This window comes from Nostoc sp. WHI, from assembly GCF_015714725.1.
Classification (GTDB): Bacteria; Cyanobacteriota; Cyanobacteriia; order Cyanobacteriales; family Nostocaceae; genus Nostoc.
In genome coordinates this window covers 1-19111 of record NZ_WBKM01000347.1, presented here as the reverse complement: position 1 = coordinate 19111, position 19111 = coordinate 1, and the positions used below count along the sequence as shown (strand labels likewise).

The following is a 19111-nucleotide window of genomic DNA, read 5'->3' as shown; positions in this document are numbered from 1 at the left end:
TTATACCTATCAAAAAGTTCGTGACTTATTAGCAACTCGGACTAGTTTCTTTAATGATATTCGTACCTTATTAAAATTTATTTGCTTTAAAAATTGGTCGGAGTTTTTCTTATTTATTCTTACCGAATATGTCCCTCTCACAAAAGTAAATTCTAGTTAAAAATGTCAAATTTTTGAGAGGAGGTAAAGATTATTAATTAAGAGAATTTACAAAGTAGGTCGGAATTTCAGCTATATTTATAAGTTGAAATCTATTTTTTCATGGGCAGATTTTTAAAATTGTTTCTCTTCAGTTAATTATTATGATTATCTTTCAAATAAATCATAATTAGACAGAAGTTCTCTATGTAAACAAGAGGACTTTATCTTCTTTTGTTTTCAAAATGAGAATTGCTGGAGGAAATAGCTACGGATGAATTACAGACTCCAAAAATGTTAACCAATGGTTTACAAATTCTGCCAAATAATGAACGTCAAGTACGCCCTTTGGCTTCTTTAGAGCCAGAAGTGCAAAGAGAAGCTTGGCAGAAGGCAGTGGAGGAAGCGGGTGGTAAAGTCCCAAGTGGTAGGATTGTGAAGAATGTTGTGCAGCGCATAATGGAGCGAACCCAAGTACCCAATACCTACCAAATCGGCGAAGTCTGCCAAATCCTTGTTAAGGACAATCCCGAACTTAGGGGCAAAGGTGGGTGTTGGGGGATTGTCAGCGCAGTGAATGAGTTCAGTTGCACCGTGAGAATGTGGGATGGCGAGTACGCCGTTGGGTTGCAACACCTCAAATCTTACAATTACCTACCTGCCGAGTGTGAGCAGATGCGGGAGATATGCGATCGCATCAGTCGAGTATATTCCAGTGCGCTCGAAGAATCTGTGCAGAAGTTTTTGGAGTCGTTGGGGAAGCTGAACCGCGCTTATTTGACGGATTTGGAAGAGAAACTACTGACGGTTTTGGAGTCGGAAATCAGAGAATAATGCAACAAAGAAACAATGCTTTCTGTGATTCATTGTGGTATTAAATTAATAAAAGTAAGCTTTGGTTTAATATTTCTGCTCCCGGTTGTTTGTAGAAAGTAGTAAGTTATGACGTTATGACAGGAACACAACAACAAGAAATCATGGATTTACGGGCATTGAATTTAACACCCAAACAAATAGCCCGAAAACTGGGTATCAAAGTATCATCCGTTAATGCAGCGATTCAAAATCAAGCAGAGCAAACCACATTAGATAGATTAACAAAAGGAGAACTAGACCCCGTATATCAGTGTTTAGCAAGCGAGAGTCTTATCAAATTGTTACCGAAAATACCACCAGAAAACAGCATCAAAAATCTGCTGACAAAAATCCTACCTGTAAAAAACAATGACGATATCAATCGTGGTTTAGGATTGGTAGTGATTGCAAGAGTTGCTCGATACAATCAAATCACGGTCTGTAGCTACCTTTTAGATATATGGTGCTTGGGCGTTAAAGATACCATACCACCACGTACAGTAGACAGGATAAAATTTAAAGAATTTACAGAATTACTATTCGAGCCATTTCCCGGAAAACCGCAAGAGGTGACTCTTGAAGTTGCCCAAGGGATGATATTTAGTGCTTGCGAATACGCTCTAAGCTTAGGGTTTCAACCACATAAAGACTTTGAAAAATCGCGTTTGCACATCGGAGAATGGGATGGGAGAATACGTATTGAATGTGGTCGTGACGGGAAACCATTTTATGTCAATGGACCACACGATAACCCGAAAAAGATCATGGAAACATTGAAGAGAAACACAGGTGAAGGTAATTTTGATTTTCTGATTGGTTCAGATCCTATTGAAAAGAATTTTTGGTAAATGCAATTAATTTAATTATTCTGTTGCGTCATTACGATGTTATCCAGGTTTGGAATACTCAGCGCAGTGAATGATTTCAGTTGTACTGTGAGACTTTGGTATGGTGAGTAGGGAGCAACGCGATTTTGTGAGGTACGAAAAATTAGGGGTATAAATCACCTGTTTAATAGTGCGATCGCAGCGAAACATCTGTTTTTATTGAGAATCTAGCTATATAACTGAGAATTAAACGCCGATCTCACTTTTTCGCGTTGCTCCCTGGTGAGTACACCATTAGGTTGCAGCATCTGAAGTCCTTCAACTACCTGCCTGCCGCATGTCAGCAGATGCAATGCTTGAGCGATCGCCTTGCGCGAATATATTCCGATTCTCTGGAGGAGACGGGAGCAATGCGATTTTGTTAGATCGGACTTTAATTCTCAGTTAGAGAGCTAGATTCTCAATAAAAACAGTTATTTAGCTGCGATCGCACCTCTAGATAGGTGATTTAGTACCCGAATTTTAACCACCTCACAAAATCGCATTGCTCCCGGAGGAGACAGTCAAAAGTCTGTTGCAGTCGTTGGGGAAGGTGAATCGACCTTGGTTGACTGCTGTAGAGGAGAAATTGTTGAGTTTAATTGAGCGAGAATACGGGCTTATAGATCAATTTATACAAACTTGTGGACAATAATAGATACACGTCTTATGATTATGTAATCAGCTTGATGTTTGGCAAGTCGAAGCGAGGGCTAAAACCCTGGGGGATCTGCCAAAATCGCCAGAACCTTGACAAGTAAATAATTACAGCGTTTCAAAACTTCGGGAAGTTGCAAATTACTTGCAATAAGAGCGGCTGAAAATGACCTTTTTTTTCGATCCGTCAAAAACCTTCCCAGGAAGCTTGCTCTGTAACAGTTTCAGATGGAGCGGTTTCCACTAACCAAATCCCCTCACGGGGACTGAAACCTGCTAGCATCAAAAATATACCAACAAGCCACGGATGTTTCCACTAACCAAATCCCCTCACGGGGACTGAAACTAGAATAATTAGCGGCAACAGCTGCTTTAAGGTTGGTTTCCACTAACCAAATCCCCTCACGGGGACTGAAACACTACCTGGATGCTTATCAGAGGTTTCTATTAGCAATGTTTCCACTAACCAAATCCCCTCACGGGGACTGAAACCTTTCTCCTCTAATTCCTCTATTTGCTCCTCTAGTTGTTTCCACTAACCAAATCCCCTCACGGGGACTGAAACATGCACAGATCGCACCCTTTGAAGTGATAGCGATATGTTTCCACTAACCAAATCCCCTCACGGGGACTGAAACACCTCAATAAATCCCCGTTCAGCCTGTTCCGTGAAGGTTTCCACTAACCAAATCCCCTCACGGGGACTGAAACTTCGGATCGTCGCCGTCAGGCTGATAAGGAGGACTTGTTTCCACTAACCAAATCCCCTCACGGGGACTGAAACTTGACTGCTTTCCTTTTGACATATATTTGCTGAGATGTTTCCACTAACCAAATCCCCTCACGGGGACTGAAACCCTAAATCGGAGGATAATACCCTGTTAGGGTCAATGTTTCCACTAACCAAATCCCCTCACGGGGACTGAAACTGGATCGAGACTAGCTGCAAAGTAAGGGTTCGGGGTAGTTTCCACTAACCAAATCCCCTCACGGGGACTGAAACCTTTCTCAGCTTTTTGCAGGTTTTTCCCACTACCTAAGTTTCCACTAACCAAATCCCCTCACGGGGACTGAAACACCGATTCTAGTCCAATTATATCCCCATTGATTGGAGTTTCCACTAACCAAATCCCCTCACGGGGACTGAAACTTGCAGTCGCTGCGATCGCCGCCCACTTCTCCATAAGTTTCCACTAACCAAATCCCCTCACGGGGACTGAAACATAAAATCCCCTATGCGCCGATGAGGTTGGAGGAAATACTGGTTTCCACTAACCAAATCCCCTCACGGGGACTGAAACCTAACGTCATCACAGTTTTGTAGTCTGCCTTGATCAATGTTTCCACTAACCAAATCCCCTCACGGGGACTGAAACGCACAATTACAGGTTTCCAAAGCCTACTACCCTGCAAGGGGATTAAAATCTAAAGATTAAGCAGGGTTTTCCTGGCACAATTGATTAACAACTCTTTCGATTTCCAGTGTCATCCAATCAGAGCCTGTGTGGTGGTAAACTAGAACTAATGATTGGTAGAACCACAAAGTTTTTTCTCGACCGGCACTAAAATTAGTCCAGATGACATCTCCATATTGTTGCCAATCAGCTAAAAGCGATCTGGAATTATGCAGTTTGTCAGCCAGAGAAACCAAGCGTACAGAAGGTGAAGCAGAACGGAGATTATTGAGGTAATGCTGCTTACGTTCTTGCCAGGGAGGTTTAGGAGGTGTATCCCACTCAGTACAGCCATCGATAATAGCCAAAACTGTTTCACCAAAGAGTTGACGGATGTCGTCACGAATGGGTTTGCCACCTTGATCTTCTACTGCATCATGCAAAAGAGCAGCGATCGCTTCTTCTTCCGTGCCTCCAGCTTCTAAAACTAAAGCCGTTACACTTAACAAATGTGAAATGTAAGGAACGCCGCTAATTTTGCGTGTTTGATTAGCATGAAGACGAGTTGCGTAGACTAAAGCGGATTCAAATCGTTCAGTCAGTTTTAATGAATTCATAGTTGCGTCAATTGTGATAAAGCATAAATTGAGTAGCGGCATCAGCAGCAAAGCTTTGCCGTAAATCCCAAGGTGTTAAAACTTCAACTTTTGGAAGCCATGCTCGTAAACGCATGACTAGATTGTTATCTCTGTGTTCGTTATCTTGATATCGGATATGTGCTTGATAGTAAGCGTCTGTTTCCGAACGCTTGGCAAGGACTTTTAATAAATCTTGCTGTTGAGGTTGTTTAATTTCACGTTGAATCAAACGTTGCACTTGCTGATAAGTAATTTCTTCAAAAGTGTCGTGGCGTTCAGTACCTTTAACGTAGCGATCGCAGAACTGGCGGTCAAATCGCAGTAACATCAATTGCGAAGGCAAATAGAAATCAAATCCCCAAGCTTTAGACATTTCTAAAGCAATATAATCTGGAGTAGGTAAAGATGTCTTTCGATAGTGCTGTAGTAGATTTGAAGGTAGTTTGGGGTTTGTCCACTCTAAACAAGTCATACTTTGAATATGGTCAAGGCGAAAGTTATACCAATCACTTTGTTTTTGAGGGCTTTCGCCATAGGCACACAGATAAACTGCCCTCTGTACGTAGTAGATGCATACGGGATAAACGATACAATCAACCATTACCCCAAGTCTGGCACTACCATAAGTTAGTTTGATCGGTGGAACTGGAGTTTTAGCCCAAACTTGTCTTAACTCGCATTCCAAATCCTCAACCGCATCCAGGGTACTATGGGGAATCACATAATCGAGTTTCAAAAAAAAGCGTTGAACACGATTGATTTTTTGAGAATGATATTCTGCGATCGCTACTAAATCTTCATGCATGAAGTTCAATTCATAAGCACCAATTTTGGTAGCAGTCACGTCATCTTTAGCAGTTATGGGACGTGGTGGAAACTCGCACACTCGGTAATATTTCTGGTATCTGTATACCAGCCAACCCAGTTGAGCGAGAATTTCCAAATCAGCTTGCAAGGAACGCCGAGTTACGCCAAACAAACGCTGCTGTAACAGTTTGTCTAAAGCCGATGCGTCGATACCAGTGTAAGCAAGTATTGATTTCTGCCACTGGCTAGCAACTATTCTTGTTTTTTCATTAAACAACCATTGAGATGTGGTTTTGATACAGGGGCAATCAGAGTCATGTACGACGGGAATCTCTTCTCCTTTAGGATGTGTGGGACTAAAGAATGCATCACGCCAGTTTGTTTGCATAAGAGAAAGAATCATCTAAAACTAGACGGTCTTGATTATCACCGTAGAGCGATCGCAGCCACACCCACAAGCGAATTGCTCGTAGTAGATTTTGCTTGAGATATCCGCGTCCTAAGCACTGCAATAGTTCTACATCAGGAATATCTTGAAAAACTAATTCAGACACCAGCCGAATCTCAATAAATATAACTTTCTTTAAGATACAGCGTCTTGGAAGACACTTATTCCAGGTGCGTGTATGATGTAGCCATCAAATAAATCTAAAGGTAATGAGTACGTACAAAATCGACCTAAAAGATGGAATTCTAAGTGTTAAGTTCGGTGAACCTGCTCAAAATGACCAGATTGTGCGTGATGCAGCAGCCCGATTGGAGGAAATGGCAACATCAGGAGAACTGGCGGGAGGTACACTTCTAAAGATTAATGGGCCTACTTCTATCCCTGTAGCGTTTGTTGTAGCACATAAGCTTGCTCATATATATGGTGCTGTTGCTTTTTACGATCCCAAGTTAGGTAAATATGTCATTTGTATCACACACAATCCATCGTATAAACTAGGAGACTTAATAGATTGATATTTGAATGATGGAGGAGATGGGTGTAGCTAGCAAGAAATTTTATGACAACGTATCACATAAGTTTGGAAGACGACGTTTTGAAAGTTGGGTTTAGTGCAACACTTGCTACAGGCGACCAGATTGTGCGAGATGCATCGGTGCAGTTGGATGCAATGATTGCTTCGGGTGAACTTTCTGGTGGTTCCCTGATTAAAATTAATGGACGCACATCAGTACTGGTTAGTCAGGTATTAGCTGATAAATTATCTAAATTGTATGATGCGATCGCTTTTTTTGACCCGAAGATTGGCGACAGAGGACTGGATAGGTATGTAATTACCATCAGCAAACACCCAAGATATATAGTAGGGGATACATTAGATATAGTGCGATCGCAGCAACACTCAAGTATCAAAGTTGTGCTGTGTGGGTTTGCGAATACAGGAAAGACTTGCTTTCGGGATGGTTTAAAACAGGCGTTATTGCAGATTCCCAATGCACCAGACTCTTATTTCATCTCTGGTTGTCCCGATGGTGATGGTTCTTGGTATGGCGAAACTGCACGGCGCGATTTGGATTTGGCGAAAAAGTTAAAAGCTGAATATAAGGCTAGATTTACGCCAGAGTTTGCACAATTGAAAGCCCAGGAAGTCAGGGGTATCAATACACGAATCTTTGTATTTGATGTCGGTGGAAGAATATCTGATGAGAACCGCTTGATTATGGCGGAAGCGACTCATGCAGTGATTTTGGTGAAAGATCAGTGTGAGATTGCACCTTGGCAAGGATTTTGTGAATCTTTAGGTTTGGAAGTGGTAGCAATTATTTACAGTGATTATGAAAGTGTAAGTGATGCGATTTCGGGGGAAACGCCGATTCTTAGAGGAAATGTCCATCGGTTGCAGCGTGGCGAGGATGTCTCTAATCGTCCGATGGTGCAAGCATTGGCGCGGGTTTTGGTGGAGTTAATTTGAGGTAAAATGAACATGAATTCTGTTAATGTAGCGATCGCTTGGTGTTTGGCTTGGGGTAACGAACGTCAACCGCAGTTTGATATTACTGTTTTACAGGAAATGCGGGACGCTTTAAATCAGAATAGTAGTAAGGAAGTTCCAGAAGCGGTTAAAGCAATTGTTCAGCAAGTAGAAGAATTCCAAAGTATCAAAGATGATGATGATTTTCCCCCAACTTTGGATGAGCTAAAGGAGAAGTACTCTAATTTATGGAATCAAACTACCAAAATCGGCTTAGTTTATGGTAGTGCGACTAAGATTAAACAATATGTGTTTGAATCAGCAAAAATTCAAGAAATTCGTGGAGCATCTGGTTTATTAGATAGAATTAACATCATTGATTTGCCAGCATTTTTTAATAAAACATACCAACAAGAATCAGACAAAAAAAATGAGCGAAATAGGTACACTATTCAATGCGATGAAATTAAACAATGGTTGAACGATAATTTTCATGAAGATTACAAGTTATCTGAAGTTTTGATTCCTGAACTAATCATATATTCCACAGGTGGAAAGATTCTTGCTTTTTGTCCTGCTGCTTATGTTCATGATTTAGCTGATGCCATTGAAAAGCGTTATACTCATGAAACCTTAACAGCTAACTCTTGTGCAGTTGGGGACACATTTAGATTATTAGAAATTCGATTTGGTTTACTCAAGGAAAATATAGAAGATACACCTTGGTTAGAGTGGTATCACAAGAATTATCAAAAACCAATAATTCAGGCTTATTTTGGATATCCCAAAGATGAAACCGAACGCTTAAAAGTATTTAAAACCCGTAAAAGCTTTAATGAAATTACTACCAAATTAGCTATTTTATTTAATCAACGACGTAGCGGTAATCATATTCCTGGACGTGAAAGCACCCGTCGTTATCCACCTATGTTTGAAACCCATCCTTATTTAGTCAGAGATGGAGTGGAAAACCGTTCTGCTATTCTGCAAGTAGACAAACTAGCTAGAGAAACTTATTTTTCTGAACCATCAGTTAGAAAATATCTGTTTGGTGATAGAGCTAAAGATGGTGATCCAAAAGAACCACAATGGTATCTTGATTCTAAATTGGAATGGCGTAGAGGTATAGTTGAAAGCTGGGTAGACAGATTTAATAAAGTATTTTTAGAAAGAAATCAAAGTTTAAAAAGTAAATACTATGGAGGTATAAATCCCAAAACTGTACAAATAGCCCAAACTCTCACCCAGATATCTAATGCTAGTAATGGATTTATCGCCTATATTTATGCTGATGGCAATAATATGGGTGGATATATCCAAAAACAAATCAAAACTCCACAGCAATATCAAGAATTTAGTCAAGATGTGGAACTAGCAACACAATATGCAGTTTATCAAGCATTAGCAGAAAATTTACGTCCTCACACACTGAAAGGTTTAAATGAAGAAGAATCAGACTTGAGAAATGGTGATTTGATTCATCCTTTTGAAATAATTACCATTGGTGGTGATGATATTTTAATTGTTGTACCTGCTAATAAAGCCTTAGAAATCTCTCAAATGATAGGCGAGAGATTTGAAGGAATTTTACTAAAGGAAATTAAATTAGTAGAAATTCAACCTCAAATAAAAGAAGAAAAGCGCATTTTAGGTAATTATAAGCTCAAATTTGATAAACCATTTGAACCACGCAAAATTCATCGTTACCAACCATTAAATGCTAAACGTTCTGAATGTGAACTTAGTACATCAGTAGGTGTTTTAATTACAGCTATTAACACACCAATCTATTATGCCAAAGAGTTAATAGATCAATTACTCAAGTCTGCTAAAGAACGGGCTAAAAAATTGAAACCTGTGGGATATCATGGCGGAACAGTAGATTTTTTAACCCTAAAATCTGTGACAATGATTGCATCAAGTGTTAAAGAATTTCGTCAAGAGGCATTAACTAAGAAAAATCCGCAAAATTTAAAACTCTACGCTGCACCTTACACTCTACATGAATTAGGAGGATTATTAACATCAATTGCAGCTTTGAGAAAAGCCAAGTTTCCCAAATCACAGCTTTACCAAATCAGGAGCTTATTAGAACGAGGTAAACATACAGCTATTCTGAATTATCGGTATTTTCGAGTTAGACTCAAACAGGGTAAATCTGAATTAGAAAGTGATTTTGAAAAAGCTTGGTGTACACCTAAAAAGGAAAATAATGGCGGGAATTTAGCACCTTGGATGTATGATGATGGTTCACTAGAACATGATAAATCAGGGTATCCTCTTTTTGAAACAATTTGGCGAGATTTGGTTGATATCTATGAATTTATGGAAGAAGCAGAAGAGGAAGGATCAGAAAATTTACCTGTAGAGGCTGAGTTATGATTCAATTACAAAAATTACCGAATTCAATTCAAACTTATTGTATTAGCGCTATCATTGACACAGCTTTATGTATAGGTGCTGGAGGTTCTTCGGGTTCACTTGCTGATAAACCCATAGTTCGCAATGCTGAAGGAAATTTACTCATTCCTGCTTCCCAATTAAAAGGGCGTTTGCGCCATGAATGCGAAAAAATTGCCAGAGGTTTAAAGTGGAATATTTGCCATCCTCCCAACCCGCAAACAATGTGTCCGCAAAGAGCAGGTTTAGATAGTAATTTTGAAAGAGAAGAATATAAAATATCAGAAGATGATAAGAACCATCATTGTTTAATTTGTCAAATATTTGGAAATCCTGTTTTACCTTCTCGCGTCATATTTGATGATTTAATTTGTGAAGAAGAAGCAGAAAATTTACCAGAAATTATCCGTCCTGGAGTAACAATAAACCGTCGTCGTCACACTGCGGAAGAAAGTAAACTTTACTTTCTGGAAACATCCCCAGCTAATATAAAATTGAGGTTTAAAGGTAATATTTATTTATCTAAGTCACTATTTAATAACCCAGATTACGTAGGTGCATTAATTTTAGCGGGACTGCGACACATTAACGCTTTAGGTGGGAGTAAATCTGCTGGCTTGGGGTGGTTAAATTGGGAATTACCCGCGTTATCTGTAGAACAAGCAGCATGGGATTTTCTAGCTAAAGGAGTGGGAAATAATGAAAAAGATTAATTTAGAAATTAAAGCTTTATCTCCTTTAGCTATAGGACGCAAAAAGCCAGGAGGGAATATAAGTGAAGCTGAAACTTTTATTCCTGGTTCAGTAATTCGTGGTGCTGTTGCTGGTCAAATATTAAAGGAAGCAAATCAAGAAATTGAAGAAGGTGATGATTTTCACAAATTATTTTTGAGTGAAAATCCGGCGATTTTTCAAAATGCTTATCCAGCGATGATTGAACGTAGCGATAAAGCTCAATTAGAAGTAAGAATTTTACCTTCTACAGTTCTTAGTTCTAAAAGTAACCCAGGGTTTAAATACAAAAAAAATCATGGAGTTTTTGACACTTTAATAGACCGTTTTTGTGCTGATAGCTATAATCATATTTATGATCCTAATTGTCCTATAGATGGGGGTAGAGTAGATACTTTCACAGGGTTTTACAGTCAAATAGACGGAAAGTATTACAGTCATTCTACCAGTAATCGTTTATTAACTAGAGTAGGTATAAATCGCCGTCGCGCTACTTCGGAAGAACAAGTACTTTATAGTATTGAAGTTTTAAATGAATCAAAGGAACAAAAAAAGCAACTTGTAATATATACAAGTACAATTTTAGTACCTGATGATTTAGCAGATTCTTTACACACATTTATTGAGACTCATCAAGATAATTTTCGTTTAGGAGGTTCAAGTTCACGAGGTTTAGGAAAAGTCAAGATTACAGCTAAAAAGCAAAGTGATATTAAGTCAAATGTAGATGATCGAATTAACCAATTTAATCAAAAATTACGTATACGCTGGAATGAATGGGGTAATATATTTGGGAAAATATCAGAAATACTAAACAATCAAACTTATTTCACTATTGATTTACAAGCAGATGCAATTTTAACTGAAAATTGGCGACGCACAACAGTAATTTCTCAAGATATGCTACAGCAATTTACAGATGTGGATGATTCATCTTTACGACTTAAAAGTGCTTACAGTAGCCATGATTACCGTTCTGGTTGGAATGCTGCTTGGGGTTTGATGAAAGATGTGGAGTTAGTGACAAATAGAGGGAGTGTGTATTTATTCAGTACAGAAAATAAGGATTTGTGGTTGAAAGCTTGGGAAGATTTAGAAGTTTATGGAATAGGCGATCGCACTTCTGAAGGTTTCGGACAAGTGCAAATTTGTAATGAGTTTCATTTAGTATTCAGAGAGGAAGCAAAGTGAGCGATTCATCAAAACAACAACAACAATTGAAAATCCAAAAAGGTATCCGTCAAGCTGAAGATTCTTTAGTAACTTGGATTCAAGACGCTTTAGATGATCGTAGATCCTATGGTAAATTAGAAGAATCTCAATTTCGTAATTTAGTAAGAGTTGCTGATACTACTGATAGCACAGAAGTAATTAAAAACTTTCTCCGTTATCAAGTTGGTAGAGATGAGAAATGGGGAAGGGGTAAAGATTCCTTAGCTGAGAAAATTGTTTCAGATATAAATACTCAAATAAAAGATCGTGCAAAAACAATTGCAGACTCAGCAAAAACTGACGAAGTTAACTCAATTTTATTAGAATTAACTCGTCGTTATTTGGGATATGGTGCGCGTTATTTAACGTACAAGCTTAAAGGTGAAAATCCTGCTTAATACAATTTTTATGAGGTTAGAAATATGCCGCGTTTAGTTATTTCCACAGTTGGGACAAGCTTATTAACTAATCAAATTGATCGAGAATATGAAAATGGCTATTATAGCCGTTTACGAGATACAGCTAATTGTTCTTATGAAGAAATTAGAAAGTACCATGAAGATATTACAGATATCATTCAAACTTTAAAAGAGAGAGCAGAAGAAAAGCTGAGTGGTGATATTGATGATATTCGTGAAGCTAGTGCTGAACTTAATGGAATTTATGGACTGTATGAAGATCAAATAAGTCAAAGTGAACAAGATATACATTGGTTAATTGCTAGTGATACTGCTCAAGATAAAATAACAGCAGAAATATTACAATCATTTCTCAGTACAAATGGATTAAATATTTCCATTTACACCCCCCAAGGCTTTTCAACTAGCAGTAATGAGGCTTTTACACAAGGGATTGATGAACTACTTAATTGGTTTGAAGATACAATTCCTGGTTATCAAGACAGTGACTATGAAGTTTGCTTTAATTTAGTAGGAGGTTTTAAAGCAATACAAGGATTTATCAATACTATTGGTATGTTCTATGCTAACAAAATTATTTACATATTTGAGGGTAGTAGTTCAGAGTTAATTACAATTCCTCGCTTACCTATCAAGATAGATACAGAGGTAATTAAACCTGTAGAATTTGCATTAATGGCACAGGGAGCATGGATTGATTTAAAACAACTTAAAAAAGTCCCAGAAACTTTATTATACATAATTGGTGATAAGGCACTACTAAGTAACTGGGGACGACTTATTTGGAATAGAAGTAAGGTAAATTTTCTTTTGCAAAGTTTGTTAACCCTGGAATATATTAAATATGAGGGTTCATTTGTTCAAGATTTTAAAAATATTAAGGACAAAAAAGAATGTTTAAAATTACAGGAAACAATAGTTAAAGTTGCATACTTGTTAAATAAATTTGATGGAGATATTTCTTATCTAAAAGGAGATGGTGGAGTTCAATTAGAAACTTATAAAAATACCGATATTGAGCATTTTAGAGTTACGCTTAGTCTCCGAGTTAGTTGTAAATTTGTAAGTGGTTATTTGTGCCTGAGATACTACGGAACACACGATCATGTTGAAAGAAGTGAAAAAATTAAAGGTAGATAACTAAACCCATGTTCGACACATTTAAAAATCGCCTAGAAATTACAGGCGTACTCACTACAATCACCGCATTAAGAATTAGCGTAGGACGTTCCACAGAACCCATCGGAACAGATTTACCCGTCATTAAAGATGCATTAGGACAACCATTAATACCAGGTTCTAGCTTCAAAGGTGCAATGCGATCGCGCCTTGAAAGTTTCCTCCGTGGAATTGATTCCAGTTTTGCTGAAGATCCCACTGATTTCACCAGTTCAGCTAAAAACAATTACGTCAAAGATTTAAAAGAACAGCACAAAGATAATGACTTGGATCTAACGCGAGAACTTATTGAAATGACAGATTTAATCTCTCGTCTATTTGGTTCACCTTGGATAGCCAGTAAATTCCAAGTACGCGATTTAACGGTAGTTCCTGATACCTGGTTTGGACAATACCAAGAAAGAGACGGTGTTGCTATTGATAGAGACACCGAAACCGCAGCAGATCGTAAACTTTATGATTTTCAAGTAGTACCTGCGGGGACACAGTTTGAGTTTCGCGCAGTGGTGGAAAATGCTGAAGAATGGGAATTAGGACTGTTCATGATTGGGTTACACCAGTTTGAGACAGAACAAATTCCCCTTGGTGGTGGACGTTCTCGCGGCTTAGGAGTTGTTAAACTAGAAATTAATAAGATGTACTGGCTTAATGTTAACAACAAACCAGAAAAATTGTTAACCTATTTACAAGAATTAGTTAATAGCAACTTAGGTGATAAATTACCCAGCTATCAAGATGGTAAAGAATCTAAACAAAAATGGACTCAATCTCTCATCACATATTTAACAGAAAATCTACCCAAAAATTCTAGCACTACAACCCACACACAATCTTGAGGATGTCAAAATGGCTTTCAGTAACTATAAAACTATCGGTGAAGTTCTCAAAGCGTTTCAAGTTACTTACACCGAAGCGAATTTTATCAGTGAAATTCCCTTTAATATTCCTGACTACTTCCGCGAAGATTTAGAACTGATGATGCGGGATGCTGTTGTTGATAACTCAGAATTTGCTATCTGTGAAAATCTCATTTATCCCGTACTGAAAGAAGTTTGGAAAACCTACCGCCAACATTTTATTTTATGGAGTCATGAATCCTTAAATTATGATGAAAAATTATCAGGATTTCCTGAATATATTTTGGCTAAACGTTCACCATTAGGTAAAGTCGTCTTTGACAAACCATACTTTATCTTAGTGGAAGCCAAACAAGATAACTTTGAAACAGGTTGGGCGCAATGTTTAGCAGAAATGATTGCTGCTCAAAGATTAAATGGAGAATATCAAATAATTATTTTTGGTATTGTTTCTAATGGCGCAACATGGCAATTTGCTAAATTAGAAGGTGACAGGTTTATCAGAAATATGACTCCTTTTACCATTTATGAACTAGATAAATTATTTGCTGCTGCTAATTTTGTATTCCAACAATCTGAATTACAGCTAAATAATTTAGTTGCAGCTTAAACAGATTTATTGAGATAAATACATCCATGCACAAACGACTTGTAAACCATTGCACTATTGATTTAAGTATCATCCCAGATGGGCCGATTCTGATTAAATCTGGAAAACAAGGGGCAGATCCGACAAAACCAGATATGGAATTTGTCGAAACCTATCATGCTGGTAAACCTACTATATATTTACCAGGAAGCAGTTTGAAAGGCGCTATTCGCGCCCATGCTGAAAGAATTGTGAAAACAGTGGGTAGTGAACAACGTCCACTAGGAGATACTCAAAAACTTTGGGCTAGTAATCCTTTAAAAAATGATGAATATCTAGATAATGTAAAGGAACAAAATAAAAACAATCCTAATATTGGAGAAATTTTATACAAGGGTTCTTCCTTTACAGATCAAATGTTTGGTAATACTTCTATTGCTAGTAGAATCAGAATAGAAGATGCTTATCCAGATGAATCAAAAATAGTTAGAACTGAAGAAAGAAATGGTGTCGCTATTGACAGGGTATTTGGTTCAACAATTCCTGGTGCATTATTTAACTATCAAGTTTGCACTGGTGGAGAATTTCATACTAAAATTCACCTCAAAAATTTTACATTGTCGCAACTTGGTTTAATTGGTTTAGTATTGCGTGATTTAAATGATGGTTGGTTTGGGTTAGGTTTTGCTAAATCACGCGGTTTAGGTACGGTTCGCGTTCAATACAATAAGGCGGTTGTGCAGTATCCAGGGTGTCAAATTGACTCGGAAACTAGAAAAATTAATCAACTAGGAAATTCAGGACAATGGAACTGGACTTTCTTGCTTGGAGTGGGAGAGTTTTTACTACCTGAAGAAGCGAGAAAATATGGTTTTCCTCAACCAGACTATCAAGATTCTCCAGTTCGTGCAGAATCTATGGAATTAGATTTTGGAGTTCAACTTAAATGGGAAGGTGACACAGAATCGGGTGTAAAAGATTTATTTATGCGTTCAGTTCGTGCATGGAGTAAGGTTTTAGCTGCATGAAAGAAAAATTTACATCAGGGTATGTATATCATAAGCAATTAGTAGCTGATGATGAACTCGCTACTTTAATTAGTCACCCCTCTAACTCGCAAAGTTATTATTTTTTACGTTACTTTCATGCTGTGAGTGGAATTTGTAAGAAGTTGCCTGATGATAGAGGAGAAATTGAAGGACAGGTATTTAACTCTATCTGTGAAATTCGATGGAAAAAATATAAATCAGGTTATGAGGTTTTAATCCTCAGTCAACAGGAATTTAACTTAGAAGGCTTTAAAGAATTAACTGGTCATTGGGAAATTTTTGATAGAGATGCCTATTGGCATAACCCGGAAGAAACCAGATTTCCTAAAGGTTTCACTTTTAAAGATGAAAATCATCAACCTATCAATCCTAAAGATATATCAATAAAGCAAAGATATTTCAAAGACTCTGCTACTGCAACTATTCATTTTGTCGCCTTAACGGTTAAGTAAAATGACTAACACGCCAAAACCTAAACTACGAAAACCATTATCTTCTCATGCTCCATCTAATGATGATTCTGTGGTACATACAGAAAAACCATACAAATTTGTTTCTTTCCCACCGGAAGGTTCGCGCTTAGAACGTCCTGCTGGACATGATAAGTTTGATAAAAATGGTCTGCATGGAACTTTATTTTTATCCCTGAAAGTTGAAACTTCACTTCATGTTTCTACTGGTGTTGTTGTTCCTGGTAACGATATTGCAGCTCGTGTATCTTTAATTAAAACAATGGTACAGGGAATTGATAAACACTTGGTAATTCAAGGGAGTTCCCTTAAAGGTTGCATTCGTTCAGTATATGAAGCGATTAGTAGAAGTTGTATTTGTAAAACCAAAGCAGACTTTAGAAAACTTCCAGAAGGATATGGGACAGAATGTGATATCAAAAAAAATAGAAATCAGGTATGTGATGCTTGTCGAATATTTGGAGCATTAAATTTACAAGGATTCCTTGAGTTTAATGATGTTAAGTGCGAAAATATAGGTTTTAATACGGGGTTTATGCCTTCGTTATATCGTCCGCGCCCTGAACCCGGAAGCGCATATTTTGACGCAAGGGGAAAAGTTGCTGGACGTAAGTTTTATTATCATACAATTTGCGCTATTGAAAAAGGTCAAAATCAAGGAATTGCAATTCAACAAGCAGCAAGAGAATACACTTTTACTACTCAATTGCAATTTAAAAACATCAAACCTGAAGAATTAGGGACGCTGTTTGTTGTGCTGGGACAAGATTCTAACTACCCCATAGCTTTAAAAGTTGGTGGTGGTAAACCTATTGGGATGGGAACAATGACTGTAGAAGTTAGCCAAGCCAGGATATTACAAAATTTTCAGGATTTGCGATCGCACTACTCCACTTACACCCCCGATAACAATCATCTTCTCACAGGAGAGGCACTACAAACATTTATAGCTACCCAAATTAAAACAGCACATTCCCGATTCATTCAACTTCCCCAACTCCAACAACTTGCTGAAGTTCTACGCTACCCAACCGACCTCGAACCACCAAAGGATATGTATTAATGTTGACTACAGAATCTTTAACAGAAGCGGAATCTCAACTTGCTCACAATTTAGCGATAACTTTGGTTAAAGAGGACACAGATGTTAATGAAGTAGGAAAAGTTATTGCATATCTGCGTAGCATTGTAGAGCAACCTGACGCAGGACGGAGATTTTTTAGCTATCTTAAAATCTTAGTTACTAACGGTAGGCAAATTGGACACAGTGGCCGAACTACAAGCTACTACCGCAATATCGAAAGTGCGTGTAATCAGTACTTACAAAACCAACAAGCAAACGCTCAGACCATGTTAAAAATTTTAGGCTGGGCGATGCGTTTAATGCGGTATTACAAAGTTAGTCCGATTGAGGAAATCTCTATTTTCCAAAGTCCACAGGTTGAACAAAGTTCTGAACGTCAAGCAGAAATTACGGTAGTTTTTCAGTCACAAAAGTTTGAAATTGACCAAGTTTTAGACGCTACTGTGCTTGGTGTTAAAGGTAATAAAGTAACTTATGAGATGCTGGCAACAGTTAAGCTGACTGAGAAAGAACCTAAAAAAGCAAGTTCTCTTAAAGAAAGGCAGGTAGTAAAAGTGAAAATTACCGCCCTGAAGGATGATGGAAGTATTAAAAGTGTAAAATCAATTGAGTAATTTGCTTTATTTAAGTTTGTGTTATTTTTTACTTAAAATAAAATATGGAAAAACCAAACAGCGATCGCACTCCTTACCCTTCTTTACCCATCTGTCCCCTAACCCGCTCCCTGATTGCTTGTCGGAAAACTCGTCTTCCTGCCATACGGTATTTTTCAATTAGTGAGGGAATTTCTTGAATATTCAGATTAGGAAACACTAAACTTGTTTCTCTTTCAAGATATTCCTCACCTTGCAACTGGTAAATTTTGATTTCTCCAGAGTCATAAGACCAAATTTCAGGTACAGCTAACCGTGCATAGATGGGAAAGCGATCTAAAGATTTACTGGTAACATCAATTTCTAAAGCTAAATCTGGAGGTGGGTCTTGATTTAAATCAAATTTGAGTTTACCTCGAATTAAAGCTTCATTTTGAAAATAAAAACAATTATCAGATTCTATTCCAGCCCTTTTTAGTTCTCGTTTCCAGGTAGTTGAGCCGTAATACTCATAATCTAGCTCCAAAACATCAGCTGTATCTTTGATAATGTCACCAATTATTTCTTTGTAATATTCATGTTCTGGTAATGGTGTCATAATCTCTAACGTGCCATCATCATAAGCTACCCTAGTTGAACAGCTTTCACCTAAGTCCACTAATAAATTCTCAAATTTTTGCCAACTGATATTGTAAAGAACCACTCGGTCAGCGCGATGTTCAGTTAGCAGCATAATTCCTCGCAGAATCAGTAAGCAGTTAATGGTAATCAGTATTCAGTAAAAACTTAGTATAAGTTTCCAAATTTACAACTGATTACTAACTAATATTAAAATCATCCTAATTCATTTTATCAATTATGATTAATGAATATTTTCAAACCCTCACTACCTTCGCCCCGCGCAACTTTCAACGAGAAACGATCGCTAAACTCTTACAGCGTCAAGATATCCTCCTCCGCGCACCAACAGGGTCAGGAAAAACGGAAACAGCGATCGCACCCAGCAATTCTCATTTTGAAAACAAAAGAAGATAAAGTCCTCTTGTTTACATAGAGAACTTCTGTCTAATTATGATTTATTTGAAAGATAATCATAATAATTAACTGAAGAGAAACAATTTTAAAAATCTGCCCATGAAAAAATAGATTTCAACTTATAAATATAGCTGAAATTCCGACCTACTTTGTAAATTCTCTTAATTAATAATCTTTACCTCCTCTCAAAAATTTGACATTTTTAACTAGAATTTACT

The 19111-nt window shown here is 37.6% G+C and carries 20 protein-coding genes and 1 CRISPR repeat array; of the genes, 16 read left to right on the top strand and 4 right to left on the bottom strand.

Annotated features, from left to right (window positions below):
- Positions 1–390 precede the first annotated feature (390 nt).
- On the top strand, positions 391–972 hold the full coding sequence (locus tag F8S12_RS35490; protein WP_196521028.1) for a hypothetical protein: 582 nt from the start codon (positions 391–393) through the stop codon (positions 970–972).
- A gap of 116 nt (positions 973–1088) precedes the next feature.
- On the top strand, positions 1089–1841 hold the full coding sequence (locus F8S12_RS35485; RefSeq protein ID WP_196521027.1) for a helix-turn-helix transcriptional regulator: 753 nt from the start codon (positions 1089–1091) through the stop codon (positions 1839–1841).
- 911 nt (positions 1842–2752) lie between these two features.
- Positions 2753–3892: a CRISPR direct-repeat array (repeat unit 37 nt; unit sequence GTTTCCACTAACCAAATCCCCTCACGGGGACTGAAAC).
- Between the two features lie 56 nt (positions 3893–3948).
- Here the strand turns inward: F8S12_RS35485 and F8S12_RS35480 are convergent.
- Genes F8S12_RS35480 through F8S12_RS42150 form a run of 3 tightly spaced genes read right to left on the bottom strand, consistent with a single transcriptional unit; the run spans position 3949 to position 5909 of the window.
- Positions 3949–4527, bottom strand: coding sequence for an HD domain-containing protein (locus F8S12_RS35480; RefSeq protein ID WP_196521026.1), 579 nt, complete (start codon positions 4525–4527; stop codon positions 3949–3951).
- Positions 4528–4534: 7 nt separating this feature from the next.
- On the bottom strand, positions 4535–5743 hold the full coding sequence (locus tag F8S12_RS35475) for a TIGR03985 family CRISPR-associated protein (RefSeq protein WP_331001485.1): 1209 nt from the start codon (positions 5741–5743) through the stop codon (positions 4535–4537).
- On the bottom strand, positions 5724–5909 hold the full coding sequence (locus F8S12_RS42150; protein WP_331001484.1) for a hypothetical protein: 186 nt from the start codon (positions 5907–5909) through the stop codon (positions 5724–5726). The genes F8S12_RS35475 and F8S12_RS42150 overlap by 20 nt, the downstream gene beginning before the upstream one ends.
- Before the next feature lie 103 nt (positions 5910–6012).
- Between F8S12_RS42150 and F8S12_RS35470 the strand changes: the two genes are divergently transcribed.
- From F8S12_RS35470 to F8S12_RS35410, 13 genes are read left to right on the top strand one after another with little or no spacing between them, the layout of a single operon-like run.
- Complete coding sequence (locus F8S12_RS35470; RefSeq protein WP_196521025.1) at positions 6013–6318, top strand: CRISPR-associated protein Csx3; 306 nt, start codon at positions 6013–6015, stop codon at positions 6316–6318.
- 44 nt (positions 6319–6362) lie between these two features.
- Positions 6363–7274 carry a CRISPR-associated protein Csx3 gene (locus tag F8S12_RS35465; protein WP_196521024.1) on the top strand — a complete coding sequence of 304 codons (912 nt, stop codon included), beginning with the start codon at positions 6363–6365 and terminating at the stop codon, positions 7272–7274.
- Between the two features lie 6 nt (positions 7275–7280).
- Positions 7281–9656, top strand: coding sequence for a type III-B CRISPR-associated protein Cas10/Cmr2 (gene cas10, locus F8S12_RS35460; protein WP_196521022.1), 2376 nt, complete (start codon positions 7281–7283; stop codon positions 9654–9656).
- The gene (locus tag F8S12_RS35455; protein ID WP_196521020.1) at positions 9653–10387 is read left to right on the top strand and encodes an RAMP superfamily CRISPR-associated protein; all 735 of its coding nucleotides are present in this window, start codon (positions 9653–9655) and stop codon (positions 10385–10387) included. Before cas10 ends, F8S12_RS35455 begins: the two co-directional genes overlap by 4 nt.
- The gene (gene csx10 / locus F8S12_RS35450) at positions 10374–11597 is read left to right on the top strand and encodes a type III-D CRISPR-associated RAMP protein Csx10 (RefSeq protein ID WP_196521018.1); all 1224 of its coding nucleotides are present in this window, start codon (positions 10374–10376) and stop codon (positions 11595–11597) included. The genes F8S12_RS35455 and csx10 overlap by 14 nt, the downstream gene beginning before the upstream one ends.
- Positions 11594–12016 (top strand): hypothetical protein, encoded by a 423-nt coding sequence (locus tag F8S12_RS35445; RefSeq protein WP_196521016.1) that lies wholly within the window; start codon positions 11594–11596, stop codon positions 12014–12016. The genes csx10 and F8S12_RS35445 overlap by 4 nt, the downstream gene beginning before the upstream one ends.
- Positions 12017–12040: 24 nt before the next feature.
- Entirely contained in the window at positions 12041–13177 is a 1137-nt protein-coding gene (locus tag F8S12_RS35440) for a CRISPR-associated protein (RefSeq protein WP_196521014.1), read from the top strand.
- A gap of 8 nt (positions 13178–13185) precedes the next feature.
- Positions 13186–14052 carry a type III CRISPR-associated RAMP protein Csx7 gene (csx7, locus tag F8S12_RS35435; protein ID WP_196521012.1) on the top strand — a complete coding sequence of 289 codons (867 nt, stop codon included), beginning with the start codon at positions 13186–13188 and terminating at the stop codon, positions 14050–14052.
- Between the two features lie 10 nt (positions 14053–14062).
- Entirely contained in the window at positions 14063–14683 is a 621-nt protein-coding gene (locus F8S12_RS35430) for a hypothetical protein (protein WP_196521010.1), read from the top strand.
- A gap of 26 nt (positions 14684–14709) precedes the next feature.
- A complete protein-coding gene (locus F8S12_RS35425; RefSeq protein ID WP_196521008.1) occupies positions 14710–15690 on the top strand; it encodes an RAMP superfamily CRISPR-associated protein in 981 nt (326 codons plus the stop codon).
- Complete coding sequence (locus tag F8S12_RS35420) at positions 15687–16163, top strand: hypothetical protein (RefSeq protein ID WP_196521006.1); 477 nt, start codon at positions 15687–15689, stop codon at positions 16161–16163. The genes F8S12_RS35425 and F8S12_RS35420 overlap by 4 nt, the downstream gene beginning before the upstream one ends.
- 1 nt (position 16164) lies before the next feature.
- Entirely contained in the window at positions 16165–17244 is a 1080-nt protein-coding gene (locus F8S12_RS35415; RefSeq protein WP_196521004.1) for an RAMP superfamily CRISPR-associated protein, read from the top strand.
- Positions 17244–17879 (top strand): hypothetical protein, encoded by a 636-nt coding sequence (locus F8S12_RS35410; RefSeq protein ID WP_196521003.1) that lies wholly within the window; start codon positions 17244–17246, stop codon positions 17877–17879. Before F8S12_RS35415 ends, F8S12_RS35410 begins: the two co-directional genes overlap by 1 nt.
- A 73-nt stretch (positions 17880–17952) precedes the next feature.
- Here F8S12_RS35410 and F8S12_RS35405 read toward each other — a convergent pair whose 3' ends face one another.
- Complete coding sequence (locus tag F8S12_RS35405) at positions 17953–18591, bottom strand: Uma2 family endonuclease (RefSeq protein ID WP_196521001.1); 639 nt, start codon at positions 18589–18591, stop codon at positions 17953–17955.
- Positions 18592–18716: 125 nt separating this feature from the next.
- Between F8S12_RS35405 and F8S12_RS35400 the strand changes: the two genes are divergently transcribed.
- Complete coding sequence (locus tag F8S12_RS35400) at positions 18717–18893, top strand: DEAD/DEAH box helicase (RefSeq protein ID WP_230968498.1); 177 nt, start codon at positions 18717–18719, stop codon at positions 18891–18893.
- The last annotated feature ends 218 nt before the right edge of the window (positions 18894–19111 follow it).